This is a genomic window from Tardiphaga sp. OK246, assembly GCF_900188215.1.
GTDB lineage: Bacteria > Pseudomonadota > Alphaproteobacteria > Rhizobiales > Xanthobacteraceae > Tardiphaga > Tardiphaga robiniae.
Window position 1 is genome coordinate 792,232 of sequence record NZ_FZOX01000003.1, and the last position, 26,919, is coordinate 819,150.

At 62.6% G+C, this 26,919-nt stretch carries 23 protein-coding genes; 6 read left to right on the forward strand and 17 right to left on the reverse strand.

Annotation, left to right across the window (positions count from 1 at the left end; translation table 11 throughout):
- Positions 1–15: 15 nt before the first annotated feature.
- Complete coding sequence (locus CHC01_RS16690; protein ID WP_089265344.1) at positions 16–1,242, reverse strand: amino acid ABC transporter substrate-binding protein; 1,227 nt, start codon at positions 1,240–1,242, stop codon at positions 16–18.
- Between the two features lie 149 nt (positions 1,243–1,391).
- On the opposite strand from CHC01_RS16690, the gene CHC01_RS16695 reads away from it, so the two are divergent.
- Entirely contained in the window at positions 1,392–2,315 is a 924-nt protein-coding gene (locus tag CHC01_RS16695; RefSeq protein WP_089265345.1) for a helix-turn-helix transcriptional regulator, read from the forward strand.
- A gap of 452 nt (positions 2,316–2,767) precedes the next feature.
- A complete protein-coding gene (locus CHC01_RS16700; protein ID WP_089265346.1) occupies positions 2,768–3,946 on the forward strand; it encodes a glycosyltransferase family 4 protein in 1,179 nt (392 codons plus the stop codon).
- Between the two features lie 15 nt (positions 3,947–3,961).
- On the opposite strand, the gene CHC01_RS16705 is transcribed toward CHC01_RS16700, so the two are convergent.
- From CHC01_RS16705 to CHC01_RS16725, 5 genes are all read right to left on the reverse strand, one after another.
- Positions 3,962–5,128, reverse strand: a complete 1,167-nt coding sequence (locus CHC01_RS16705; RefSeq protein ID WP_089265347.1) for a glycosyltransferase family 4 protein — start codon at positions 5,126–5,128, stop codon at positions 3,962–3,964.
- Entirely contained in the window at positions 5,121–6,143 is a 1,023-nt protein-coding gene (locus tag CHC01_RS16710) for a polysaccharide deacetylase family protein (RefSeq protein WP_089265348.1), read from the reverse strand. The genes CHC01_RS16705 and CHC01_RS16710 overlap by 8 nt, the downstream gene beginning before the upstream one ends.
- A 54-nt stretch (positions 6,144–6,197) precedes the next feature.
- Complete coding sequence (locus CHC01_RS16715) at positions 6,198–7,697, reverse strand: lipid II flippase MurJ (protein WP_089265349.1); 1,500 nt, start codon at positions 7,695–7,697, stop codon at positions 6,198–6,200.
- A 70-nt stretch (positions 7,698–7,767) separates the two neighbouring features.
- Positions 7,768–8,922, reverse strand: coding sequence for a glycosyltransferase family 4 protein (locus CHC01_RS16720; protein ID WP_176454611.1), 1,155 nt, complete (start codon positions 8,920–8,922; stop codon positions 7,768–7,770).
- Positions 8,922–11,234 (reverse strand): GumC family protein, encoded by a 2,313-nt coding sequence (locus tag CHC01_RS16725; protein WP_089265351.1) that lies wholly within the window; start codon positions 11,232–11,234, stop codon positions 8,922–8,924. Before CHC01_RS16725 ends, CHC01_RS16720 begins: the two co-directional genes overlap by 1 nt.
- A 354-nt stretch (positions 11,235–11,588) precedes the next feature.
- On the opposite strand from CHC01_RS16725, the gene CHC01_RS16730 reads away from it, so the two are divergent.
- On the forward strand, positions 11,589–11,762 hold the full coding sequence (locus CHC01_RS16730) for a DUF1328 domain-containing protein (protein ID WP_089265352.1): 174 nt from the start codon (positions 11,589–11,591) through the stop codon (positions 11,760–11,762).
- Positions 11,763–11,791: 29 nt separating this feature from the next.
- Here CHC01_RS16730 and CHC01_RS16735 read toward each other — a convergent pair whose 3' ends face one another.
- From CHC01_RS16735 to CHC01_RS16775, 9 genes are all read right to left on the reverse strand, one after another.
- A complete protein-coding gene (locus CHC01_RS16735) occupies positions 11,792–12,505 on the reverse strand; it encodes an ABC transporter ATP-binding protein (protein ID WP_089265716.1) in 714 nt (237 codons plus the stop codon).
- On the reverse strand, positions 12,486–13,250 hold the full coding sequence (locus CHC01_RS16740; RefSeq protein ID WP_089265353.1) for an ABC transporter ATP-binding protein: 765 nt from the start codon (positions 13,248–13,250) through the stop codon (positions 12,486–12,488). Before CHC01_RS16740 ends, CHC01_RS16735 begins: the two co-directional genes overlap by 20 nt.
- Positions 13,247–14,248 carry a branched-chain amino acid ABC transporter permease gene (locus CHC01_RS16745; protein WP_089265354.1) on the reverse strand — a complete coding sequence of 334 codons (1,002 nt, stop codon included), beginning with the start codon at positions 14,246–14,248 and terminating at the stop codon, positions 13,247–13,249. The genes CHC01_RS16740 and CHC01_RS16745 overlap by 4 nt, the downstream gene beginning before the upstream one ends.
- On the reverse strand, positions 14,245–15,114 hold the full coding sequence (locus CHC01_RS16750) for a branched-chain amino acid ABC transporter permease (protein WP_089265717.1): 870 nt from the start codon (positions 15,112–15,114) through the stop codon (positions 14,245–14,247). The genes CHC01_RS16745 and CHC01_RS16750 overlap by 4 nt, the downstream gene beginning before the upstream one ends.
- 8 nt (positions 15,115–15,122) lie before the next feature.
- Positions 15,123–16,757, reverse strand: coding sequence for an amidohydrolase (locus CHC01_RS16755; protein WP_089265355.1), 1,635 nt, complete (start codon positions 16,755–16,757; stop codon positions 15,123–15,125).
- Between the two features lie 79 nt (positions 16,758–16,836).
- Entirely contained in the window at positions 16,837–18,012 is a 1,176-nt protein-coding gene (locus CHC01_RS16760; protein ID WP_089265356.1) for an ABC transporter substrate-binding protein, read from the reverse strand.
- Positions 18,013–18,120: 108 nt separating this feature from the next.
- Positions 18,121–19,557, reverse strand: coding sequence for a glutamine synthetase family protein (locus CHC01_RS16765; RefSeq protein WP_089265357.1), 1,437 nt, complete (start codon positions 19,555–19,557; stop codon positions 18,121–18,123).
- Positions 19,558–19,588: 31 nt separating this feature from the next.
- A complete protein-coding gene (locus CHC01_RS16770) occupies positions 19,589–20,956 on the reverse strand; it encodes an aromatic ring-hydroxylating dioxygenase subunit alpha (RefSeq protein WP_089265358.1) in 1,368 nt (455 codons plus the stop codon).
- A gap of 36 nt (positions 20,957–20,992) precedes the next feature.
- Complete coding sequence (locus CHC01_RS16775; protein ID WP_089265359.1) at positions 20,993–22,693, reverse strand: amidohydrolase; 1,701 nt, start codon at positions 22,691–22,693, stop codon at positions 20,993–20,995.
- A gap of 243 nt (positions 22,694–22,936) precedes the next feature.
- On the opposite strand from CHC01_RS16775, the gene CHC01_RS16780 reads away from it, so the two are divergent.
- The 3 genes from CHC01_RS16780 to CHC01_RS16790 all read left to right on the forward strand — a co-directional run bounded on the left by CHC01_RS16780 (position 22,937) and on the right by CHC01_RS16790 (position 25,450).
- Positions 22,937–24,157 carry an NAD(P)/FAD-dependent oxidoreductase gene (locus CHC01_RS16780; protein WP_089265360.1) on the forward strand — a complete coding sequence of 407 codons (1,221 nt, stop codon included), beginning with the start codon at positions 22,937–22,939 and terminating at the stop codon, positions 24,155–24,157.
- Between the two features lie 16 nt (positions 24,158–24,173).
- Positions 24,174–24,959, forward strand: coding sequence for an IclR family transcriptional regulator domain-containing protein (locus CHC01_RS16785; RefSeq protein ID WP_089265361.1), 786 nt, complete (start codon positions 24,174–24,176; stop codon positions 24,957–24,959).
- A 143-nt stretch (positions 24,960–25,102) separates the two neighbouring features.
- A complete protein-coding gene (locus CHC01_RS16790; RefSeq protein ID WP_089265362.1) occupies positions 25,103–25,450 on the forward strand; it encodes a 5-carboxymethyl-2-hydroxymuconate Delta-isomerase in 348 nt (115 codons plus the stop codon).
- 276 nt (positions 25,451–25,726) lie between these two features.
- Here the strand turns inward: CHC01_RS16790 and CHC01_RS16795 are convergent, their stop codons facing one another.
- Both CHC01_RS16795 and CHC01_RS16800 read right to left on the reverse strand, forming a co-directional pair.
- Complete coding sequence (locus CHC01_RS16795; RefSeq protein ID WP_068735221.1) at positions 25,727–26,026, reverse strand: HU family DNA-binding protein; 300 nt, start codon at positions 26,024–26,026, stop codon at positions 25,727–25,729.
- A gap of 252 nt (positions 26,027–26,278) precedes the next feature.
- Entirely contained in the window at positions 26,279–26,899 is a 621-nt protein-coding gene (locus tag CHC01_RS16800; protein WP_068735219.1) for a pyridoxamine 5'-phosphate oxidase family protein, read from the reverse strand.
- Positions 26,900–26,919: the final 20 nt, after the last annotated feature.

Sequence of the window (26,919 nt, forward strand, 5' to 3'; positions counted from 1 at the left end):
ACAGGAGCGACGCGATCACTGCGCCTTCCATGCCGGCTTCGGCACGACCGGCGCACGCGCGCCCTCGTTACCCGACGGGCCGACGCCGTAGAACTCGCCGTCCTGCCACTGCCCGACCCACCAGTATTTGGTCGGCATGTTGTTCTCGAGCTTCACCTTGCCGATCACGGTGTCGAACGTGCCGCTCTGCAGGTCCTTGATGACCGCAGCGCGATCGACCTTGCCAACCCGCTCGATCGCCTGCTGCAGCATCTGCAGGCCGGCATAGGTGACTGCACTGGCCCAGCGATCCGGCTCCGCGCCATTCGCCGCCGACGCCTTGTGGCGCGCCAGATAGTCCTTGATGGCCGGGCTGTCGCCATTCCAGCCGCCGATGCCCATCACGCCTTCCGCGTTGGCGCCGAATTTCTGCTTGAACAGCGGAAATGCCGTGCCGACACCGGTGTAGAAGATCTTCGGATTGAAGCCGGAGATGCGTGACTGTTCGGTGATGGCGATCGTGTCCGGCGGATAGCTGAAGGCGATGAACACGTCGGGATTCAGCGCCTTCACCTCATTGATGATCGGGCTGAGATCCTGTGTGCCGACCGGATAGGTCTTGTCATAGGCGAGCTTGAACTTGGCAGCTGTAAGAGCTGGTCTGGCGGCACCAGAGAGATCGATGCCGAAGCCGTCGGCGATGCTGGCCATCGCCACGGTGTCGCCGATCTTGCCTTCGGTGCGCAGCTTCACCAGCAGCTCAACCAGCGTCTTGGCGGCATCGGCGCTGGTGCCGAGCAGCCAGAAACTGTTGGGCCAGCGCTTCGCCAGTTCAGGCGCGCGGTCGGTGACCGCCGTCGAGGCGATGTGCGGATAGCCGGCCTTGTTCAAGATCGGTCCGACCGCGAGATTCAGACCGGTGCCCCAGGGCGGCAGGATGAAATCGACCTTGTCCTGGGTGATCAGGCGCTCGAGCGCCTTGGCGGCTTCTTCGGCGCTCGACCGGTCGTCATACTGGACGACCTCGATTGGGACGCGCTTGTCGCCGAGCTTGAGCCCGCCGGCGGCGTTCACCTCTTTGACCCACAGCTCGTAGTTGGGAATCGTCGTCACCGCGGCGCCGCCGGCGGCTGGGCCCGTGCGCGAGATGGCATAACCGATCTTGACCGACGTCTGGGCCTCGGCTCCGCCGCCCCATCCGACGGCCACCGCACCGGCAACTGCGAGTAGTCCCGCCGCAAGGCGCTTGACTGCTGACACCATGTTATCCTCCCCGAATTCTTTTCACCGACGCCTTGTGGCGTTCGATGGCCGGAGACTAGTCCAGCGTTTGGGGCTGGGAATTGGACGCATCCGGGGAAAGATTGTATTGATCCGTGTAGGCGAGCTATTTCACGCGACGGATTGTCCCAGTGCTTGAGACCGCGCACATCGTTTCGGGTCCCACCGGCTTCGCGGAGAAGCCGCTTCCGGCACTGCATGCGGAAAGATTCGCACCCGGACTGGCGCCGCGCAGCTGGATCATCCGGCAGTCGGTCGCCAGGCGCTCGCACCTGCTGGTGATCGAAACCCGGCGCGGCACCGCCACGATGCGCGGCACCACGGTTGCCATTCAGTCCCCCGGCCTGTTGTGGCTTCCCGGCGATCACGAAGGCACGTTGGAAGTCGATGCCGGCGCACAAGGCTATCTGATTTCAGTGTCGGACGATGTCCTCACCCGCACCGTCGCCGGCAGTGCCGAGGCGCTGCATCTGCGGCGAACCATCGACCGGCTGGTCCTGCGCGAAGGCGCGCAACTCGCGACGACTTTTGCGGCCATCACGGAATCCTGCAGCACGCTGGTGCGTGAATTGAATGCGCCGGGCCGCGGCAGCGCGACGATGACGTCGTCGCATGTGTTGTTGCTGTGCCTACATCTCTGGCGCTCGGTGATTTCGGAGGAAGCCCCCGACGATGCAGCACAGCGCGGCGACGGTCCGCGCCTCGTTGGCAATTTCCTGCAGATGGTCGAACTGCATTATCGCGACGGCTGGCCCATCGCACGCTATGCGGCTGCACTCGGCGTCACTGACGACAAGCTGCACGCACATTGCAAGCGCGAGAAGGGCTACAGCCCGCGCGCCATCGTGCATCAGCGCCTGATTCACGAAGCCTGCATGCGGTTGCGGCAGCTCGATCTGCCGGTCGAGCAGATCGGCTATGGCCTCGGCTTCCGCGATCCCGGCTATTTCAATCGCTTCTTCCGCAAGTATCAGAATGCGTCGCCAGGCGTCTATCGGCGTCGCGCGCGGCTCGATCCAAGTCAGCACGGTCCGTCCTATGCAGCCTGGCCGTAACTGTCCCACGCTCGATCAGTGCTGTGTCTCTTTGAAACCTGCGTGATCAATTTGGAACAGCGCGCGTTAAGCATGACTCAATATTGAAGTGGGGTCACAATATCCATTTCCGCGCTCTGTTTCAGATGTCACTTCAAGACGCCGTTCACCATTCAGCCCGAAGCGCTGGTGAAAGGTGCCTACGAGATCGTCGTCGACGTAGGATTGCACCCATAAGACGCATGCGACGGCGCCAATTACCGACTCCAGGTGGAGCGGAATACTACTTGGCGCGGCAGGGCTGCATTTGCTCGACTGTGTCCGAGTGTTTCCGCTGATATGCCTTATCGCGAAGGCAAAATCTTAGACGTTGTGCTGGTGACAAAAGCCTGCGAAAGCAGGATATTGATGAAATTGCGACTTATCAGCGCACCTACGGTATTGGCGTTCACCCGTTTTCATAGTGTCGGCCCATGACCATCGAGATCGTCCAGATCGTCCAGGAGTTGAGTTCGGTCGGCGGCGTTGAAAGCGTGGCCAGCGAACTCGCATGCGCATTCAGTCGCGCCAAAATCGCCAACACAGTTCTCGCGAGCGCCGTCGGCGACAAGGCAACGCCAGGTACGCGCATCGAGCGCGTCGGCGCTTGGCTTTCGCACATCAAGACGCGCGGCATCCTGCGCTATCTCGGTCGCGCTTTTGTCGTTCCCACCTTCACATTACTGGCGACGCGCGCCGCCTATCATCATCCCAAGGCCGTCATCATCAGCCACGGCGACAGCCTGACGGGCGACGTCCTGGTCGTGCACGCGGTCAATGCGCAGAGCCTCGCCGAAAAGCGCAACGCCGGCTCCTGGTCATGGATGCTGAATCCCATGCATCTGTGGGTGGCCCTGCGTGATCGCTGGATGATCGGCGGCCTGCGCTATCGCATGTATGTCGCGGTCTCGCCGCGCGTCGCAACTGAACTGCAAGAGATCTACAAGGTGCCAGCGTCGCGCATCCGCGTGATCCCCAACGGCATCGACCTCAATCGCTTCGCCCGCGACACCGCGGCCGGTCTCAGGATCCGTCAGGAATTCGGCATCCCGGTGGACGCAAAGCTGCTTCTGTTCGCCGGCCATGAATTCCGCCGCAAGGGTCTGGCACATGCCATCGGCGCGCTCGAACACCTGGGCCCCGATGTCTGGATGCTTGTGGTGGGCTCGGATAATCCCGCGCCCTATCGCAAACTGGCGACAACCTCCGCCGATCGGCTGGTCTTCGCGGGATCGCGTACCGATATGCCGGCCCTCTACGCTGCGGCCGACGCCTTTGTACTGCCGACTGCCTATGAAACTTTCTCGCTGGTCTGCATGGAAGCCATGGCCTGCTCGACGCCGGTTTTTGCAACGCCGGTTGGCGGCATCGAAGATTATCTCGTCGATGGCGTAAACGGCTATCAGATCAAGATGGACGGCGCAGATATCGCCGAGAAGATCGCGATGGCCTTCTCCGATCCGGCAGCGCTGGCCCGGCTGTGCGAAGGCGCGCATGCCACGGCACTGAATTACGGCTGGGATTATGTCGGTTCGCGCTACATCGAGCTGCTGGAGCAGGTGCAGGCGTCGAAGAACGAATTTGCGCCGGGCGCTATGGCGGTCGGCGCCTGATCGCAAGCGCCTGCTTCAAGGGCACGGCCGATCAGCCCCCCGCTTTGCATCGGCGGCCTGCTGGCAGGCCGACACCAGCGCATTCGCCACCACCTCGTAAGTAAAACGCGTCAGCACGTTGTCGCGCGCGGCCGCGCCGCGGTCCAGCAACTGCTGCGGGTCGGCAGCAAGCCGATCCAGCAGTGTCGCCAGCGCATCGGGATCCCGTTCGGGAATGATCCAGCCGCCCTTGCCGACAACATCGGGAATAGCGCCGCCCGTCGAACCGATCACCGGTACACCGCAAGCCTGCGCCTCGACGATCACCCGGCCGAACTGCTCACGCACGGCGCTGGTGGTGCGCGTCAGCAGGATCATTGCATCGAGCCCGCTCAGGAATGACGCGACATCGGCCGGTTTGCCCCAGCCCCGGAATGTGACGCGGTCGGTCAGTCCCAGTTCGTTGACGCGCAGTTTCAACGCAGGCTCATGCGGACCTTCGCCCATGATCGCCAATGTCACATCTGCCGTGGCGCGTTTCATGGCGTCGAGCGCGTCGTCGAGACCCTTCTCCTCGACGAGACGCCCGACATAGCCAATGCGTAGTCCCCGCCCGGGCGCAATCGGCGCCTGGCGCTCGCCGGTCTGATTGAAGGTCGCGAGATCGACGCCATAACCAATCGGCGACGTCGGCCCCATATAGCCGCGCGCGCGGACGACTGCTGTCGCCTCCGGACTGCGCGAGAGAATATGATCGGTGTTCCGCAACACGTCCTTGCGGATGAACTCGAACGGTGGTGGCAAGCGCTTCAGGATGTTCTGATCGACTTCCAGGACCATCGCGGCCCGGCCCTTGAGGGTGCGCGCCTGCATCGCGACGACGCTCCACGGCTCTTCCCAGAGATGGATCACATCGGGATCGACCTCGCGGATGAGACGCCGCAAGCCCGGATAAAAATGCAGATACCAACTCATCGGGCCGGCGCGCGGCAGGCGGATCGGCATCACATGCACGGTCATGCCGGGATCGTCGGACGGATCTGCAATGATCGTACGGCCGAACTGATACCACGTAGCCGGAACGACGAGATGCATATCGACGTCATCGCGCCCGACGAGTGGATAGTATCGCAGACGCCCCGCATCGCGGCTGACGGCGGAATGTGCAATCGAGAGGACCTTGAGACGACGACTGCTAGACACGCCCCGTCATCCTCGCGGCCACACCCGTCAGGCCAGACAGATGAAGCTCCATGGTCGCGAGACTGCGATCCGCGCCGTTGATCGTGCAGCGTGGCAAGTTGTAGGCATCCTGGCCGTTGCGCACGAGGCCCTTGCGGGTCGTCGCTGCACTCGCATAACCGGCATCGCGCGCGATCGCGAAATCGCGCGGACCGCAATCGCCCGAACGTCCATAAGGAAATGCGAAATGCCTGGCGGGAATGCCAAGGCGCTCGACCAACCGATCGCGACTGCCCTTGAGTTCGAAGCGTGCACCATCCGGCGACAACGACGAAATACGGGCATGCGTCACGGTGTGGCCGCCGATCTCCACCAGCGGATCGTCGCGCAGCTCTTCAAGCATCTCCCAGGTGATCGCATGCTTCCAGTGCATCGCGTCGATGTCGACACCATTGAGCTCGCAAAACTTCTTGTAAGAAGCCGCGGCCTGCGGACCGTCCCAACGGTCTGCAATACGATGGAATGCCGCACGCTTGGCGTCAGATGTCGGCACGTCGATCGTGCCATCCTCAAGGATGACGCGGTCGTTGTTGAGCAGCGCATCTTCCAGACCTGCGGCCCACAGCGGAAGCGTGCCGTCAGGAATACCCGTCGTGACAAATAACGTCACCGGCACGTTGTGGCGGCGAAACAGCGGCACGATTTCCTCATAGGTATCGCGATAGCAATCGTCGACGGAGAAGTTGACGAAGCGATCGTTGGACTTTCCCGCCTTCGAGCGCTGGATCGCTTCTTCCATCGTCACGACATCCCAGCCGCGCTGCTTCAGATGCGACAGGAACTGATCGAGAAAATTCGTATCGAGATAGAAATCGCGGTTCGGCAGTTTTTCCCAGGCCCGAGCGGAGGCGCCGCGATGAAAGGTCATCAGGCAGCCACGCGTGCCCATGAACATATCGGCAGCCATGCTGATCGGGCGAACCAGCGCTTCGGAAGACGCCATGCGTCGGGCGGCGCTGGATAACAGGTGCTTCATCGAAAAGTCCTCAGACGATCAAGGCACTCTCTAATACAAAAACACATATCAAAATCACAAGCGCCCCCGGACGCGCGCAAATGCCGCAATGTAGACGCCCGGCATCAGCATCGCGACAGACAGCGCGAGGCAGACCAGATAGGCAAAACCACCGGCGAAAAGCCGCTGCCACGGGCCCGTCAGAACCTCGTGAATTTGCCAGCTGAAGAGTGCCATCAGCGCTGCCGGGAAACACGCGAGAAACATCAGGTAGAGCAGCTTGCGCCGGGACCCCAGGACGATCATGACACCAGCCAGAAGAACGATACCACGGGCGGCTTCGCCCAGTCCAAGCAACAAGGTGCCCCATTCATGCGCCGTGGGCAGGTATGAGGTGAGAAGGTTAACTACGATATTAACCAGATAGGCAGTGACGATGATGGCAGCGGCCGCAAAATTCCGGCCTGCGCCATTGAGGATGCGGATCAGGATCCAGCCAAGCGTCGCAGCCCATAGGCCAAGCGCGATGCCGCGCAAGGCCTGACTGGTCAGGAACAGCGCCTGCTCGTTGAAGGCGCCGCGCAGAAAAACCAGCCGCACGATCTCCGGCGCGAACATGGCGAGAAAGACCGATGCCGGCACCGCGAGTGCGAGAATAGGCCGAGCGATCCCTTCGATCTGCGCGCCGACGTCCTTTGGTGGATGGCTGGACAACACCGCCAGCCCGACCGGCTGGCTGATCAGCAGCAACGCGCTTTCGGTCAGCGTGCGTGCATAGTCCAGCGAGGCCACTGCACCGGTCCCGACCCGCGATGCCAGCAGGCGTTCGATCCAGACATTGGCCTGTTCGGCGACCGGTAGCGCGAGCAGCGGTCGCAGCCGACGAAAGAATTCGCGGCCTGACGCCAGCACTGATGACAGCGACAGGCCCTTGAAGCTGAGCACGCCCTCGCGCCACATCGTGTAGAGCCCCCAGGCGCCGAGCGCGTTGAAGGCAGCCGAGAACGACCAGGCCAGTGTATGAAAGTTGCCGGACACAGCAACGAGGGCAATGCCCATCAGCACGGCGACGTTCAGGATGCTGGCGCGGATATTCGTCAAGCGGGTCCGACCGAGCGCGATTTCGCCTGCAGCCAGCACGTTGATCATCGCCGAGGCCGGCATGCCCAGCGCCATGATGCGAATGAAGTCGAGAGTGAGGCTACGCCCCTCCGCCGAAAAGCCGCCGACCAGCGCATCCACAGCCCGCTCACCGAGCGCCTGCAGCCCGATCATCAGGATCATGGCAATGCCGGTGATCGCCACCGTCATGGCGCCGAGGCGCTGAGGTCCGTTGCCGTCCTTCAGCGCATCCCGGTGCATTGGGATCATTACGGCGGGGACGGTTTCGTTCTGCAGAAAGGCCAGCGGCAGCATTACCGCCGTGATCGCACCACGAAAACCGTCGGCGACCAGCGAAGCGCCAAGCACCTGCGCCATCAAGATCTCACGGCCGAAACCCAGCAGCTTGCTGGTCAGCGCACCGCTGATGAGAATTGCCGTAAACTTCCGCGTCGAGTGCCGGGCGCCGCTCATAAGCGCGCCGCTACGGCCCGATCGGGGGCCGTCCAGGAACTCAAATTGCAAACTGAGCGGCGATACGCGGTCACACGGGAGCTCCGGCAGCCGCTCGCCCGATCAGGTTTGAAACCGTCTGCAGCATCTGATCGACGCTGTAATGCGACCGAGCCCGCGCTTCGGCATAGTGCAACTGGCTCGCCAGTTCTGGCGGGCGCGACATGACCTTGGTAATAGCGGCGGCCAGCGCATCGGCGTCCCCTGGCGGCACCAGCGTCCCCGCCTTGCCGGCTTCGAGAATATCAGACGCCGCACCGGCATCCGTCGCAATCACAGGCACATCCGCGAGCATGGCTTCGACCAGCGTGCGGCCAAACGGTTCGGGATCGATCGAGGGATGGATCATCGCATCGACGGCGCGCATCAGCCGCGGCACGTCGTTGCGCTGGCCAAGGAAATGCACGCGATCGCCGAGACCGAGATCCGCCACCATCCGGTTGAGCTTCTCGGCATAAGGCTCTTCGCCAAACAGCGCAGCCCCTGCAATAATACAGCTGACGCCCGGCGTCTTTGCCAGAGCCTGCAACACGATATGCTGGCCCTTCCAGGCCGCGAGGCGACTGAAGACGCCGACAAGCGGTCCTTCAGGCAATTTCAACTCGCGCCTGATCTCAAGCGGCGTGCTGGCGTCCGGCGGCACATCAAGACCGTTAGGCACGATCGCGACCAGCTCCTTGCGGCCGCCTTGGGCAATGAAGGCATCTGCAGCAGCTTGCGAAGGAACGACCACCTTTGCCGTACAATAATTCGCCAGCGCCACCTGCACGCGGCGCTGCGTGGCGCCGAAATGCTCACTGCTGATGATATCGTGCAGGTGCCAGATCAGCGGACGCCGCGCCAGCGTGGCGGCGACGGCCGATAACACAAAGGCCTTCTGCGAATTCGCATAGATGACGTCATGACGGCGCGCTTCGCGCGTCAATTCGGCAATGATGGCCCCGAGCCGACCAATCAGCGGAAAGGCTTTCAGGATTGAGCTATCGCGCCTGACATCCGAGAGCCCCTCGCCCCAGCGCGACACACGCACCTTCAGGCCCTTGGCTGCAAGCGCCTGATGCAGCGGGCCATCCTCGAACAGGAAGGCCGCCTCGCCCGCCCATGGCTGAACAAGATCGATCAGAACGAGCTCAGCGCCGGAGATAGAGCCCGTATGGCAGACGAACAGAACGCTGGGAGCGGGCATCACGTCGCTCCGGCATAGGCATTATTCGAAACCCGGTCTGTGCCGCTCGGCGTATTGGCGTCCGGCATCATGGTGACGGCAATGCCGAAGACGCTGCCGCCAGCGACACGGATCGCGCTGGATGTCGCCACTGCCTGCCCGATCGACGAGCGGCCGGAACGCATGCAGAGCAGCACGCCATCGACCTGTCTGGCCAGTACGCCAAGATCCGTCTGGATGCCCGGCGACGGCGCGTCGATCAGGACGACGTCGTAGATCTGGCTCCAGAGCAGGAGATCGCCGAGCGGTTTACGCATCAGCAATTCGGCGGATGCCGAGAATGGCCCGGCAGGAATGACGTCGAGATTGGGAGTCGCGGTGCGGACCACCGCTTCGCGCGGCGTGATGTCGCCGCGCAGAATTCCCTGCAACCCCATGCTGCTGCGCAAGCCCAAGGCTGTTTCGAATTTCGGCGCGCCGAAATCGCATTCGATCACCAGCACGCTGCGGCCAGCCGTTGCGAGATATTGCGCCAGGGTCAGGGTCAGAAACGTTTTGCCCTCGGCCGTCGTCGGCGACGCGACCAGAATCTTGCGGCGTGTCCTGGCGTCGTTCGACGCGAGCAGGCCCGTCGCCAGATCGCGGAGTGCATCCTGATAGTGCGGATCCTGCAGCGCGAGCGGCAGCGCACGCGCCAGCGAGGCGCCGGACTGCGCCGTGAGGATCGCACCGATCGGCGATTCCGATGGATCGCGCTTGACGGTCGGCAATCGTGCCAGAACGGGCGCGCCGGTGACGACGGCCAATTCCGATGACGACGTCGGCAGCGGCGGTCCGGGACGCGGCGTCACGGGGGCAGTCGTCTGGACGGGCGCTGGAGCGACTGGCGCAGCGACCGCGACAGGTGCAGTTATGGCGGCAGGCGCAGCGGCGGCAGGCGCGGCTGCGCGCGTCGGGCGAATAGTTGCAGTCCGCAGCCGGGACAGACCCGCAAGATTGACCCGGTCGCCGAAGAAGGCTGCGACGAATGCGAGCAGCAGGCCGAGCGTGCCGCCAGCGGCCAAGAACGGAATTTTCTTCGGGAAAAACGGTTTGGTCGGCAGTTCGGCAAGACTGACCAGCCGTGTATTGCCAATCAGCACGCGACGCTCGGTTTCGAGTTCGCTGGCGCGCTTGTAGAGATCGGCATATTGCTGGCGCTTGATCTCGGTGCTGCGCACCATGCTCTCAATCGAGGCTTCGTCCGATGTCGCCGAGCCGACTTCAGCCTTCACGGCATCCATCTGCTTTTTAAGCGCGTTCACGAGGGCATCATTGGCGTCGAACGCCTTCTGCGCGCTGGCGGCAATGCTGGCCACTTCCGTGGCCATGCGCTCCTTGATCGCGGACTGCTCCTGCTCCAGCGCACGCAGCGACGGATGCCGCGGCCCCAGCACATTGGCCTGGCTGGCGAGCTGCGCAGTGACAACCGTGAGCTGCTGCTTGAGATCGGCGATGGAGCGGTTCGACAGCACGGAAGGCGAGTCCACAGCACGGGCCTGATTGGCCTTGATCTCCTGCAGGCGGGCGAGCGCATCGGCACGCGCGGTTTCGGCGGTCGACAGCTGCTGGCTGATGCTGCTCAGCCGCTCCGAGCTGATCGGCGCCAGCGATCCGCGCATCAGGCCTTTGTTGCGGCGAAATGCCTGGATCTTGGCATCGGCATCCCGCAACTCTGCATCCAGCTGCTTGGCTTCCTTCCAGAGATAGGATGCGGCAACCTCGCGGCTGCTCGCACCCGATGTCCGCTGCTCGTCGAGAAACGCATTGGTCAGCGCATTCGCTATCTTCTGCGCGACTTCGGGGATCGACGAGGTGTAGGAGATATTGATGACGCGCGAACGTCCGACAGCACCGATCGCGAAATTTCCCGACACATAGTCGATCAGCGCCGCCGTATCAGTCTTCATCTTTTCGCAGGTGGAGCTGCTGCTCCTGCTCTGACACTCTTCAATCGCGGCTTCCGTGACGCCCGGCTGCTGCATGGCGAGCCGCATCACCCGCGGCGAGCGCGCAATCAGCAGTTGGCTTTCGACGTCGGCGGGGTCGCCGATCTTCTGCGCCCAGGCGGCGGATGCATTGCTATTGCTGGGCTCCTGCTCGGCAACGATCACCGAACCTGTGGCGAGATAGCGCACCGGCAGCACAACCAGCGCAATGACCGTCAGGATCATCACGCCGAGAAACACAGCACCGAACAGGCTACGATTGCGCCAAACCCTGAGCAGCGGGCTCTCGCCCGCCGCGCCATCGGCGGCTTCCGTATTCGTAACGATGGCGCGTTTGATGAACATGCGCGTCAGACTTTACTACGGGGCGCTGGCACCGCACATCCCTGCGCCGTAACGGTGCTCACCCAGCGCAACCACCCATGACCGACCGCGACACGCATACTGAACCCTTTGTCCCCCGAACCACAAATCCACTGCGGGGAGCAGGTCTACTATCCATTCATTAGGGATGTTTTGGTTAAGGGCGGGTTTAAAATGCTAACCAATACCTTTGCGCTGCCCAATTAGTAGGCTGTTACGCATCTCCCCGGGTCGGTGCCGCATTAGCGAGCTACGGACACATGGCAGCTTTGGTTGCGAGCCGGAACCAAATCTCGCAGCGCGGCGTTCCGGAATTGCTGCAACCGGAGTTCCCCGATGAGCCTTCTGAAATGGGCGCTGATCTTCTTTCTGATTTCCGTCGCCGCCGGCCTGTTCGGCTTTACCGGCATTTCCGCCGCCACGGCGGATGTCGCACGCGTACTTTTTTATATCTTCCTCGTGATCTGCATCGTGCTGCTGGTATTGGGGATCACGATCTTTCGGGCCTGACGCGCCGGCCGGCGCGCCAGTTCCGGAATCTAGTGAATGCCGACACCGACCAGCCGATCGACCAGCGCGCGGTCGGCGGTCAGAACATCCGGCGCACCGCTCCAGCTGGTGCGGCCACGCTCCATCACCATGACGCTGCTCGCGAAATCCAGCGCGCGCTCGATTTGCTGCTCGACCAGAATGATGGTGACTTCACTGGTGGCGGCAAGCTTCGCCAACAATGCCATCAACTCGTCGCAGATCACGGGCGCGAGGCCTTCCAGCGGCTCGTCCAGCAACAGGATCGACGGCTTGCCCAGCAGTGTCCGGGCCATCGACAGCATCTGCTGCTCGCCGCCTGACAGCTGCTTGCCGTAATTGCCGCGGCGTTCGCGTAGCCGCGGAAACATCGCATAGGCTTCATCGAGCGCCGACGCCGGCCGCCCCTTCAGCCCGGTGCGCAGATTCTCCTCCACCGTCAGCGAGGCGAAGATGTCGCGGGTCTGCGGCACATAGCCGATACCGAGATCGGCGCGCGCCGAGGTCCGCTTGGCCGTGACGTCCTGGTCGCCGATCCTGATCTCACCGCCATGGCGCGTCGTCAGGCCCATCAGCGTCGCCAGCAGCGTGGTCTTGCCCATGCCGTTGCGGCCGAGCACGGCGAGACGATCACCTGCTTTCACCGAGAACGAAATACCCTCGATGATCCGCGTCGGGCCGTAGCCGGCGCTCAGGTTCTGGATATCAAGTGGCGCGGCGGGCATCGGCATAGCTCCCCAAATACGCGCGGCGCACTTCGTGATCGGCGGTGACCTGATCAGGCGATCCCTCGAAGATCAACCGCCCGGCCGCCAGCACCAGCACACGCCTGGCGAACTTGAACACCAGATCCATGTCGTGCTCGATCATCAACACGGCGATATCAGGTGGCAGCCGATTGATCGCCTCAAGGATTTTGGGCGCCTCGTCATGCGGCACGCCCGCGGCGGGCTCGTCGAGCAGGAGCACCTTCGGATGCAGCGCAAGGCCGATGGCCAGCTCGATCAGGCGCTGCTGGCCATAGGCGAGCTCGACCACCTTGCGATAGGCCAGCCTGTCGAGACCTAGATGGCTAAGGATCTCACTCCACTCGGCACGCACCTCCGGCAGCTCCGTCGAGCTCGAGAAAAACCGCCGCGTGATGCGCTTGCGCTGCATGATCGCCAGCGCGACATTGTCGGCGACAGTGAGATTGGCAAACAGCCGCGTGGTCTGGAACGTGCGCACCAGACCGCGACGCACGCGATCCGGAATGCTGAGACCGGTGATCTCGTCACCGCCCATGAAGAACTGCCCTTCGCTCGGCGCAATGTCACCGGTGATCAGATTGACGAGCGTGGTCTTGCCAGCGCCGTTTGGGCCGATCAGCGCTACGCGGTCACCGGCAGTCAATTTGAAATTGACGTCGCGCGTCACATGCAGACCGCCGAACGAGCACGACACACCACGGGCTTCGAGGAGATTGGTCATGCCGCCTCTCCCTTGCGCTTGAAGCGGGAGGCCAGCGACAACACCGGTTCGATCAGCCCGCGCGGCGCGAACACCACAATCAGGATCAGCAGCAGGCCGACCAGCGTCATCCAGTGGAACGGATTGGCGGCGGCCACGATATGCTCGAAGATCATGAAGATGATCGTCCCCGCCAGCGCGCCCCACAGATGCCCTGCACCGCCAAGCACCAGCATGACCAGTACTTCCGCCGAGCGCTCGAAGCTGACGCTATCGAGACCGACGACGCCGGTGCTGATCGCCGTCAGCGCTCCACCGATCCCGGCAACGGCACCAGCGACGCCATACATCACGACAAGGCGCGGATAGATCGAGACGCCGATCATCTTGGCGCGCAGATCGTCGTCCTTGATGCCGCGGCACATCAGACCAAACGGTGAGCGCACGAAACGCTGCAGCAGCACGAACACAATGACCAGCACGCCCAGCGAGAACAAAAATGCCGTGCGGCTGTACATGTCGAAATTGAAGATGCCGAACACCTTGCCCGGTGTAATGCCTGACAGGCCGTCGCTGCCGCCCGTCAGCCACGACAGCTTGTTGGCAAGTGCGGCGACCAATTGCCCCACGGCAATCGACAGCACCAGTTGTGGGAGCCCGCGAAACCGCGTGATCAGCGCACCGGAGATCAGCCCCATGACCGTTCCCGCGAATACACCGATCGCCAGCAACGCGATGGGATCGGTGATGCCACGCACGCAAGCAATGCCGGCGGCATAGGCGCCGACGCCGAATTGCGCGGCATGGCCGAGGGTGGCGACGCCGCAATAACCGGTGACCAGATCGAGCGACAGCACCAGGAATGCGATGCCGATCAGCCGCGTCAGGAACGCCAGATCGTCCGGATACAGAAAGTAGCCGATGGCACCGAGCACGATCATACTCAGCGCACCTGCCGCCTCCTGACCGAAGGGAATGCTGCGCTTGTGCGGAATGTGGGTCGCGACGATCTCGCTCATGCGTGCGACCTGCCAAATAGGCCATGCGGAAACAGGAACACGACGACGATCACCGACAGATAGAAGAAGAAGTCGCCGAACTCCGGCGCGAGATACTTGCCAGTGGTGTCGGCGAGGCCGAGCAGGAGCGACGCCGACAGAGCACCAAGGATCGAGCCTGCGCCGCCGACAGAGACGACGACGAGGAACGTCACCATATAGCGCAGGGCATAGAACGGTTCGATCGGCAGGATCTCCGCGCCGACCACGCCACCGAATGCGCCGAGCCCGATCGCCAGCGCGAAGGTCACTGCATAGATGATTTCGGTGCGGATGCCCAAGGCGTCCGCCATACCACTATGATCGACCGAGGCGCGTAGCTTGATTCCGAACTCCGTCTTCTCGATCAGCAGCCACAGCGCCAGCGCCGTAACCGCGCCGCAGGCGATGACAAAGATGCGATGGGTCGGCAGCATGCGGAAACCGATATCGAGCGGACCACTGAGGGTCTGTGGCAGCGGAATCGATTTCAGCGACGGGCCGAAGATGAAATTGACGATGCCGATGATGAAGAACGTGATGCCGATGGTCATCAGCACCTGAATCAGCGGATCGGACTTCCGGTAGATCCGGCGATACAGCAAAATCTCGAACGGGATCGACACGATGATGGTGCCGATCACTGCCATCAGGATCGCGACGCTGTAATGCACATGCAGGTCGCGGATCGCATAGGAGGCCAGATAACCGCCAATCATGGCGAAAGCGCCATGGGCGAGGTTCACGACGCGCATCAGCCCCATCATGATGGACAGACCGATGGAAATGATGAACAGCACCATCCCGTAGGCGACGGCGTCGGTCATGATGCTGAAGATGGTACGCATGATTGATCCTATGCCGAAGCAGCGCCCGAGCGCCATTCCGGAAACTGCGGCATGGCGTCATGGACGACGGCGCCGCGCACCATGGTGAGCAGCACCTGCATCTCTTTCAGAGGGAGGCACTCGGCGGCGAAGGGATCGCGATCAAGGGCGATCAGATCGGCCGCCATGCCCGGCATCAGCGTGCCGCGCCAGTCTTCCTGCCTCATCGCGATGGCGCCACCGACCGTGTAGCTGTGAATGGCTTCGCGGACGCTGACGGCTTCACCCTGCCCGATCGGCGCACCGCTGTCCGAGGCGCGACTCACCGCATCGGCGATGCCATCCCACGGCGACCACGACCCGGTCGGCGCATCTGAGCTTGCGATGTAAGTGACGCCCGCGTCGATCACCGAACGGCCCGGATAGCAACGATCGGCGCGCGGACCGAAAGCACCGGTAATCGAGCGCCGCATCCGGGTGAGGAAACTTGGTTGGGTGACGACGAGCGCGCCCAATGCCTTCATCCGCGCCAGCCCACCGGCGGGCGGCACGAAGTAATGTTCGATGCGGTGCCGGACATCGGCGCGGGGATGTGCCGCCTGCGCCTTCTCATAGGCTTCGATGATGCAGTCGATACCGCGATCGCCGGTACAATGAACGGCAACCTGCCAGCCGTCCGCATGGGCCTCGGCGATCACGCGCTGCAGTTCGGTTGTATCGCGCATGAACATGCCGCGCGATGGCGTATCGAAGAAATCCTCGCTCACCGCCGAAGTTCGCGCGCCGACAATGCCATCGGCGAAATATTTCAGCGTCATGGACTGCCAGTCGACGCCTTGCGTCGGCACCAACCCACGCGCCGCCGCTTCAGCCGGGTCGAGCTGGTTCATGAAGCCGAGCCGCATTGGCAGCACATCGCCATTCGCGCGGATCTCGTTCCAGATGGCGAATTCATCATCGAAGCCGACGGTGAATCCGACCGCGGCTTCTACGACAGCAACAAGACCTAACCTGGCGCTATCGGCAATTGTGGCGCGCAGAGCCGTGGTGAGCTCATTGCGATCCATCGGCGGCGCGGCACGGAATATCAGTTCGGCTGCGCTTTCTTTAGCGCTGCCGTCCAGTCGACCATCCTCGGAGCGCCCGAACGTGCCGCCTTCCGGATCGGCAGTGGCATCGTCGATGCCCAGCAGTCGCAGCGCGGCACTGTTGACGACGGCGACATGACCGCAGAAGCGGCGGATCAGCACCGGATGATCGGGAATGGCGACATCGATCTCAGCCCGTGTCGGCAGCCGATGCTCCACCAGTCCGTTCTCATCGAGGCCCGCACCGTAAACCCATTTATCACATGGAATGGCGCGCGCACGCGCAACCAGAAAATCAAGCACATCGGATATCGTGGGTGCATCGCGCGGCGTCACCGGCACCTGCAGTCGCGCATGGGCGATGGCAAACAGATGAATATGCGCGTCGGTGAGGCCGGGAATAACGGTGGCGCCCGCGAGATCGATCGTCTGGTCGGCGGACGGCGCAACATCCGCTGCACCAATCCAGACCACCTTGCCATCACTGACAACGATGCTGTCCGCGGGGGTATCATCCCAGGCAGAACGATAGATGCGGGCGTTGATCAATCGAAGCGAGCGCGCGCGGCTAGTCATGTCGAAGGAAATCTCATCTCGCGCGACGATGTCGCAGAAAGAGGGGGATTCCGCAACGAGGCGGAATCCCCGGCATCGCCTACTTTGTGCTCAGCGCCCAGTCCGGCTGATCGGCGAAGGTCTGGCTTTCCTTGTTGATCAGCTTGCCGTCCACCTTCTCCACGCTGCGCAGATAGACGTTCTGGCGAATGTGACGCGTGGTGGGATCGATCGACACCGGACCGCGCGGCGAGACCCACTTCATGTCCTTGACGGCATCGACCGCCTTGGCGGCATCGCGCTTACCGTCAGTGGCCTCGATCATCTTGTAGATCAGGCGCGCGCCGTCATAGGCCGCGACCGACGTCATGGTGACTTCGTCGAGGTTGCCGCCGCCCTTCTTGATGGTGGCAAGGAAGGCCGCGTTTTCCTTGGAATCGTGCGACACCGAATAGTGATAGGTCGAGAGGATACCGATGCCGGCATCGCCGATATTCGGGAGATCCGGCTCGGTGACGACGTCACCGGTCGACATCAGCTTGACTCCGCCGGCCTTCAACCCGTTGTCGATATAGGCCTTGACGAAGCCCAGCGTCGGCGGGCCGGATGGCAGGAAGGTGAAGATGGTGTCCGCGCCGGAATCCTTGATGCGCTGCATGATCGGGCTGAAGTCGGTGGTGGCGAGCGGAATGCGAACCGCTTCGACCACCGCGCCGCCCTCACCTTCGAACGTCTTCTTGAATGCCGCTTCAGCATCGACACCCGGACCGTAATCGCTGACCGCGATGGCCACCTTCTTGGCGCCGTTCTTCAACGCAATTTTCGCGGCAGGCACGGTGTTCTGCCACATCGTGAACGAGGTACGGACGATATAGGGGCTCTTCTCGACGATCGACGAGGTCGCCGCATTCATCACGATCAGCGGCGTCTTGGATTCTTCCAGCAGCGGCGCGATGGCCATCGCGTTCGGCGTGAAATAGACGCCAGCGAGGTATTGCACCTTGTCCTTGACCAGCAGCTCCTGCGCCAGCGCCTTTGACTTGGCGGGATTCGGGCTCTCTTCATCGCGATAGATGAATTCGACATCATGCTTGCCTGCTTTGGTGCCATGCTCGGCGACCCAGGCGTCGATGCCCATCTTGAAGTTCTTGCCAAACAGCGCGTAAGGGCCCGACATGGTGCCGATCACGCCGACCTTGATGGTGTCGGCGGAGGCCGTGCCGGTCATCAGGCCGAGAATGGCCAGTGCAAGAATGGATTGGCTGCGTCTGTTCATTGCGATTGTCCCCGTTGGAAAGTTAAGAAAGCTATTCGGCAAATCTGTATTCAATAAACGTGCCGAGATGGCCCGTTTGATCCGGCGTGAGCGCGCCGAAATGACGCGTCAGAACATCTCGAAATATTCGCGCTGCTCCCAGTCGGAGACTTCCGCCTGGAAGCGATCAATCTCGGCATTCTTGATATGCGTATAATAGTCAACCATCGTCGCGCCCATCTTCTCGCGGAAGAAAGGATCTTCCTTGAGCGCGAAGGTTGCCTCGCGCAGCGACTTTGGCAACAGATCGGCATTGGTCTCGTAAGGCGTATCGGCTGATGGCCCTGGATCGAGCTTGCGATCGACGCCGTCGAGACCCGAGAGGATCTGCGACGACATATAGAGATAGGGATTGGCGGCGGGTTCGCCGACGCGATTCTCGATACGCGTCGCGGAATCACCGGCACCGCCGAGCACACGCAGCATCGCGCCGCGATTGTCGCGCCCCCAGATCGCACGGTCCGGCGCCAGCGAATAGGAGCGATAGCGCTTGTAGCCGTTGATGGTCGGCGTCGTGAATACGGTCGCCGCGCGCGCATGCGTAAGAAGCCCTGCGAGATAGCCCTGCCCGAACGATGACAGCGGCTGCGTGCCCTCGGTCGGCATGAACGCGTTTGCGCCGGTTGCACGCGATACGATTGACTGATGCAAATGCCAGCCAGACGACACGACGTTCGGAATCTTCGGCCGGCACATAAACGTGGCGTGGTAGCCGTGGCGATGAGCGATCTGCTTCACGGCGCTGCGGAACAGCACCATGCTGTCGGCCGGTGTCAGGCCCACTGTCGGCGCGAAGGTAAATTCGCACTGGCTCGGGCCGTATTCGACTTCGACAGACCGCAGCGGCAGACCGAGCGCAATCACGTCGCGCCGGATGATTTCGAGCACCGGCTCCATCTGGTCGTAGCGCTGTTCGGTGAGGTAATTGTAGCCGTGCGAGAGAAGACTGACCTCCGGCGGATTGCCGGGCTGGCCGGCATCCTCCGGCTTCATGCGGTTGTTCTCGACGTTGAAGATATGAAATTCAACTTCAAGACCGGCGACGAAATCATAGCCACGTGCGCCGAGATCGCCGAGCACCTTCTTGTAGAGATTGCGCGTCGCGAACGGCACTGGGCGGCCATCGGCGAAATGCACGTCGCACAGCACCCACCCGGTCTCAGGCGCCCAAGGCAATATCCGAAACGTGCTGGGATCGGGGATCATCAACACGTCGGCCGCGCCCTGCATTTCGGGAATCCCGAAGCCGCCGCCGGCGGTGAACACCGGAAACACCGTCTTGTGCGACGTGTCCTTGGCGAACATGGTCGTGGTGATCGAGCAGCCGCTTTCGAGACAGCGCAATGCCTCACTGGCGATCAGCGTCTTGCCGCGCAGGATGCCGTGCTGATCTGGAAACGACAGCCGGATCACTTCGAGCTTGTGCTCTTCGACCATGCTGCGCAGCCGGACGGCTGCTTCCTTTTGCTCCGCGGACCACAAACCGTGACGTTCAACGAAACTCAACGCACTCTCCCGCGGCTGTTCTGATCGATCTTCACTCTGCCGCCGGCAGATGGATGACATTGGACCCCGGCTCGGTCTGGTCGGCCGGAGCGGCTGCCATCCATGGCGCACCGCGACGACGGGCGACGTCGACTTCCATCCAGTAGGTTTCCCAGCCCTTGGTCGGCCCGATGCCGTCCATGGTGCCCGGGCCCTGAATACTGCGCGCGGTGTCCGCATCGAGCGACATCATCGGCTTCTGGCCGCCGGCAACCTTCTCGATCTCCGCACGCAGCAGCTTGCGATAGGCGATGATTGCCTTGTCGCTGGAGCCGAGATGCTCGCGGGTTCGGTCCTGGATCTTGCCCATCGATTCCACGGCCCACTGGTCGTGGACATTGATGTCGGCGCCCATGCCGGTATAGGTCTCGTGCTTCTGCTCGTGCGGATTGAAGCCGTAGTCGTTGGTCTTGTTCTTGCGCGAGGTGTAGTTCGGCAGCTCGTAAAGTTCGAGCCGCTGGTCGGTCATCTTCTTCTTGTCGACCGGCATCGTGTAGCTGGTGAAGATCGCATACCAGTAGCAGTTCTCGTCATCGACCGGCACGTGCCACTGGGTGATCGTCATCTCCGTGCTCATGGGGATGACGAAGCCATGCGGGAATAGCTGGTTGGTGACGCGCACATGGGTACGCTCCTCGTCGAGCTCGCGCAGCGCAATCAGGCGCAGGCCGTATTCGGTCGATTCCACATTGATGATCGGGCGATCATATTCGCGCAGGATCTTGGTCATCGGCAGTTCGGTGCCCGCGGAGGCGCCGCGGAACTGCTTGCCATAAGATGCCTTGACGTCCTCGTCCTCGAAGAAGCGGTGCAGGAACGACGCGTGGGCGGGATCGATGCCGACTTCCAGCGCTTGCAGCCAGTTGCATTCGAACAGGCCCTTGAAGGCGAAGGTGTATTGGCCGGGTGCGGCGAAACAGTCGAGCTCGGGGAATGCCGGCGGCTCGCCCTCGCCCAGATAGGCCCAGAGGATGCCGCCCTTCTCGACCACGGGATAAGCCCGCTGCTTGATGCCGGCGCAGAGCTTGGAGGTCTTCGGCTCGGCCGGCGTCTCCAGGCACTTGCCCTCGACGTCGAACAGCCAGCCGTGAAACGCGCAGCGCACGCCGCCGCCTTCGAGACGACCGAAGGCAAGGTCAGCGCCGCGATGCGGACAATCGCGGTCGAGCAGGCCATAGCGCCCCTGCTCATCGCGGAACAGGACGAAGTCCTCACCGAGCAATTTGACCGGACGGATCGGACGATCCCCTTCGAGCTCATCGACCAGTGCCGCCGGCTGCCAGTATTGGCGCATCAGCTTGCCCGCGGGCGCCTTGGGCCCAATGCGGGTGATCAGGTCGTTCTGCTCTTGGCTCATCATGGCAAGATTTCCTTTTTAACTCTGGCGATGCGCCTTTTAACGCTGAAATACAATCTTGCCGCCGACCATCGTCATATCGGCGGTGATGTCCTTGATCTGGTCGTCCGGCACCGTCATGAAGTCGGCGGAGAGCACCACGAGGTCGGCCAGCTTGCCGGCCTCCAGCGTCCCCTTCCGCGTTTCCTCAAACATGTAGCGCGATGCCGCGCTAGTATAGAGGCGAAGCGCCTGTTCGCGCCCGATCGCTTCGGATGCGCCGTAGACCTGGCCAGCCGGGTCCTTCCGCGTCACCATGATATACATCGTGAGGAACGGGTTCAGCGGATTGACCGGGAAATCGGTGCCGGCGCCGAGATTCTCCAGTCCCATTTTCTCGATCAAAGTGCGCGTCGGGACCGCACGATCCGCGGTCGGCCTGCCGAGGAAACGCGCGACCGTCGCCGCCTTGTCCCACATGAAGGCGTTCTGGAAATCGATCCGCGCCCCGACGCGGCGTGCCCGCTCCATCTGTTCGGGGCGGATCAGGCTGGCATGGATCAAAACGAAGCGGCGATCCTTGATCGACTTTTCCTTGTCGGCGGCTTCGAACGCATCCAGCACCTGATCGACGCCGAGGTCGCCGACGACATGAACGCCGACCCGCCAGCCGCGAAGGTTGGCGATCGACACCAGCTGCTTCAGCCGCTCGGGCGTGACCTGCGCGATTCCATGATAATCGTCATGGGAGTCCGGATAGGCCTCGCGCATCATGGCCGTCTTCAGGGTCATGCCGCCGTCGTAGAAAATCTTGATGCCGCCGAGCTTCAGCCAATCGTCGCCGAAGCCCGACGTGGCGCCGTTGCCGCTCATGATGGCGTCCCAACCGGCGGAGTCCGCGGGCGGCTCCGGTCGAAACATCGTTCCGACCCGCACTGTCGCATCGCCGGCCAGAGCGAGCTTCTGCAGAATCTGCGTGTCGCGCGCGCTTGTCGCCCCCTCGACGACGCTGGTGATACCGAGGCGGTTGAGCGCGGCCTCGGCGAGACGATATTGCCGCAACTCCTCGTCTTCGGTGTAGGGCGGCACGATGTTCTCAACCAGCGGGATCGCCGTCTCGACGAGCACGCCATTGATGTCGCCGCTCGCGTCCCGCTCGAACGCGCCGCCGGCTGGATCCGGCGTGCTCTTGCTGATGCCCGCCTTCTGCAACGCCAGCGAATTGGCCATCGAAAAATGACCGACGGTCCGCAGATAGACCGGATTGTTGGGGGACACGCTGTCGAGTTCCTGGCGGGTCAGGTAGCGCTTTTCCGCCAGCTGCGACGGCGGATGCCAGCCGCCGGTCGTGATCCACGCGCCGGGCTGCTTCTTCGCAACGAACGCCCGAATGAGATCGAGGGCGCCGGCCACGTCCTTGGCGCCGCCGAGATTGACCACATAGTCGCCGAGCCCGGCCGCCTTGAAATGCGCGTGGGTGTCGATCAGGCCGGGGACAACCGACTTGCCGGCGAGATCGATGACCCGGGTCTGCGGACCGGCCAGCGGCTTGATCGCGGCCTCACTGCCGACCGCGAGGATCTTGCCGTCGCGGATGGCCAGCGCTTGCGCGATCGTCGATTGGCCGTCGAGGGTGAGGATCTTGCCGCCCGTCAGGACGACCTGGGGCGCGTTCGGGTCAGATTGCTGCGCCACCGCCGGCAAGACGGAGGCGCCAATTGCAACGGCTCCTGCAATCAGACATTTCGCACCCAGATGCATCTCGCCGCTCCATCAACAATGTTCAATAGACGAACGAATGTGCGAATATTATCGTTAGACTAATTCCAGGCAAGCAGAATTTTGCAGCATGATTTGACGCCTTAGTGAGCAAACGCAGCAATTCACGCCTAAAGCATCACCTTGCGCGGAACGAACACTTGTTCAATATACGGACGCAATTCGGGAGTTGATGATGTCGAAGACTTTGAATTCGCGTGTGGATCGGACCCAGGGAGCGCGCTCGTGAGCGGCCTCGTGATCATCGGCGCCTCTTATGCGGGCGTCCAGGCCGGCATCAGCGCGCGCGAGAAGGGCTATCAGGCGCCGATCCGCATCGTCGCCGATGAAATCCATCTGCCCTATCAGCGCCCACCCTTGTCGAAGGCATTCCTGTCCGGCGATGTGGCGCACAACAGCCTTTTCCTCCGCGGCGAGGACTATTTCAAGACCCAAGGCATCGAACTGGTGTTGGGCCACCGCGCCATCGGACTCGATCGCGCGGCCGGCCGGATCGCACTGGACGGCGGCGACAGCCTGCCCTTCGATCAGCTTGTCATCGCCACCGGCTCGCGGGCGCGACGGCTCAGCGTGCCCGGCCATGAGCGCGACGGCATCGTCTATCTGCGCACCCTCGATGACGCGCTGCATCTCAAGCCCCGGCTCGAAGCAGCCAACGACGTCGTCATCGTCGGCGGCGGCTTCATCGGCCTCGAAGTGGCATCGACTGCCGCCAAGGCCGGCAAGAAGGTGACGCTGATCGAGGCGCAGTCGCGCCTGCTGGAGCGCGCGGTATCGCCGCTGATCTCGCAATTCCTTCTGGATAGCCATCGCTCCCATGGCCTCGACATCCGCTTCAACGAATCCGTCGTTGCCATCGAAGGCAACAGCGCCGTGCATGAGGTCGTCTGCTCCAGCGGCCTGCGGGTGCGCGCCGACCTGATCGTCGCCGGCATTGGCGGCATCGCCAATGACGAGCTGGCCGCGCAGGCGGATATCACCTGCACCAATGGCATCGATGTCGACGAACATGGCCTGACCAGCGCGCCGAACATCTATGCCGCCGGCGACGTCAGCAATCACCACAACGGCTTCGCCGGCCGCCGCGTCAGGCTGGAAGCCGTGCAGAACGCCACCGATCAGGGCAAGGCTGTGGGCGCGATGATCGCCGGCAGACCCGAAGCCTATGACGCAGTGCCGCGTTTCTGGTCGGATCAATATGACGCCAAGCTGCAGATCGTCGGCCTCTCCGCGCCGACCGACAGCGCGGTGATCCGCGGGTCGATGGATGATGGCAAGTTCTCGGTGTTTTATTATCGCGACGGCAAGCTCACCGCCGTCGACAGTATCAACCGGCCGGGCGACCAGATGATCGCGCGTCGCCTGATCACCGCGTCACTGTCGCCAACACCGGAACAGGCCGCCGATCTGTCATTCGATCTGAAAAAATTCGAAGCAGGCAAATAGGGCGGACCCACGGCTCATGCCCAAGATCAAGCGCCCCGACGACGAACGCGGCAATACCGACTTCATCGAGAGCCTCGATCGGGGCTTGAGGGTGTTCGAACTGTTCGGCGCACATTCGCGCCCGATGACGCTGAGCGACGTCGCCAAGGCCGCCGAGCTGCCGCGTGCCACTGCGCGCCGCATCCTGTTTACGCTGGAACGCAAAGGCTATGTGACCAGCGACGGCAAGCTGTTCGCGCTGTCACCGCGCGTCCTGGCGCTGGCTGGTTCTTACATGACGTCCAATCAGGTCGTCACCATCCTGCAGCCGGTGCTCGACAGCATCTCCAGCGACGCGCAGGAGATTTCCTCGCTCGCCGTGCTTGAGGGCCATGAGGTGATCTTCGTCGCCCGCGCCAGCCCGGCGCGGGTATTCTCCGCCGGCATCGATCTTGGCTACCGGCTACCCGCCTTCTGTTCGTCGGTGGGGCGCGCCATGCTCGGCAAGTATTCCAACGACGACCTCACCGCGACGCTGGATGCCATGGACCTCGTGGCAATGACGCCGTTCACGGTCATCGACAAGGAACTGCTGAAGGCCACCATCATCACCGACCGCGAGAAAGGCTATTCGCTGGTCGACCGCGAGGCCGAACCGGGCTTCCGCTCAATCTCCGTGCCCGTGCGGCGCTACGATGGCGCCATCGTCGCCGCCATCAATATGGGCGCCCATGTGGACCGCGTCTCCACCGGGGAAATGATCGACCGCTTCCTGCCGCTGCTGCGCGATGCCGCGGATTCGGTGAAGCCGCTGCTTCTTTAACGCTGTCCCCTCATCCTGAGGAGCGGCCACTTGGCCGCGTCTCGAAGGATGAGGAGCCCTACACTCATGGTTCGAGACGGCGCCAAGTGGCGCCTCCTCACCATGAGGTCCGAGATTGAACACGCACCAGGAATTGTCGTCTCATGCCCCATATCGTCATCGAACATTCCACCGACGGCCATGGCGACGCGCTCGACATCGCCAGCCTGATGCAGGCGTTGCACAATGCCGGCGCCGCCACCGGGGTAATGAAGGCCGCCGACATCAAGGTGCGCGCGATCCCGTATGCGCATCACCTGATGGCCGGCCGGGCCGAAGGCTTCTGCCACCTGTCGGTCTCGATGCTCGAGGGCCGCACACCCGAGCAGAAAGTCGCCGTGAGCGAGGCGTTGCGCGCGGCAATGGTTTTGCTGCTGCCGCACACCAAAAGCCTCAGCGTCGATATCAGGGATATGGACGCGGTCGCCTACAAGAAGCGCGTGAACGATTAGAGCCGCGCTGACTGCCTTCTCCCCGCCTGCGGGGAGAAGGTGGCGTCGCGAAGCGACGACGGATGAGGGGGAGCCTCCGCAGGCGCGGAGCGAATGGAGAGCCCCCTCACCCGACTTCCACGCGCTTCGCGCGTTGCAGTCGACCTCTCCCCGCAAGCGGGGAGAGGTAAGGCACTCCCCCAAACGAAAACGGCGCGGCATCCCCAGGGAATGCCGCGCCGTCCTCAATTCTGGTCGGCTGCGGTCACCTCATGGGCGACCGCGCCGGAGGTCCGCTTAGACCGCGTCCTTCGCAGCCTTGACCGGGCGGGCGCGCACGATCTTGCGGGCCGGCTTGGCCTTGAAGGTCATTGCTTCGCCGGTGAAGGGGTTGGTGCCCTTGCGTGCCTTGGTGGCGGGCTTCTTGATGACGACGAACTTGGCGAAGCCGGGAACGAGGAACACGCCGCTCTTCTTCAGCTCTTTATAGCCGAGGGTCGCCATGGTCTCGATAACGCCCTTGACGTCCTTCTTCGAGAGCTCAGTGGTCTCAGCGATTTTCTCGATGAGCTGCGACTTCGTCATTTGGTCTGCCATTTTGCACCTTTTGGTTTGCCGTGATTCGGTGAGACAGACACTATGAGGAATTACGGGAAAAAACCCGTGCTCAATGAAATTTTCACAGATTTTGCCGGGAAAAATGATGTTTTTTGACCATCAAACCCCGATTCGACTTGTACGGCAGGGTTTCAGGACCCTCGCAAGCGCAAAATACTTAGATTAAGGGGCCTACGGAGTCGCGGCAGGCGACAGAAGCGCACTGCAAAAATCACCCCCAGATTCGCCCCCTCACCACATGGTCTGGCGCGCCCTTTCCGGCCATTGCCGATCGTATTCCGGACCGCCGACCCGGCGCTCGCTCATCTCCGCCAGGATCTCGCCGGGCGTCGGCAGGGTCTTCGGATCGACGCGTTTATCAGGGTTCCAGAGATCGGACCGCACGATGGCGCGGGCGCATTGGAAATAGATCTCTCCGACCGTCATCACGATCACCGTGCGGGGCGCCTTCTCTGTCACCGCAAAGGATTCAAGCAATGCGGGATCCGCCGACAGATGCGCCTCTCCATTGATGCGCAGCGTCGTGCCCGAGCCCGGGATCAGGAACAGCAGCGCGATCCGCGGATCACGCACGATGTTGCGCAGGCTGTCGACGCGGTTGTTACCGCGGCGGTCGGGCATCATCAGGGTCTTCTCATCATGGATGCGAACGAAGCCCGGCAGGTCGCCGCGCGGCGAGCAATCCAGCCCCTCGGGGCCGGTGGTCGCCAGCGCCGCGAAGGGCGACACTTCGATCAGCCGGCGATATTGCGCCGTCACACAGTCCGCGACCTTGGCGGTGGAGGCTTCGCCAATGTCATCGAAACGGCCGTAGATCTGTTCGAGCTGTTCGATCGTTCCTATGACTGACATGATCGCCCTCCCGTTCGCCT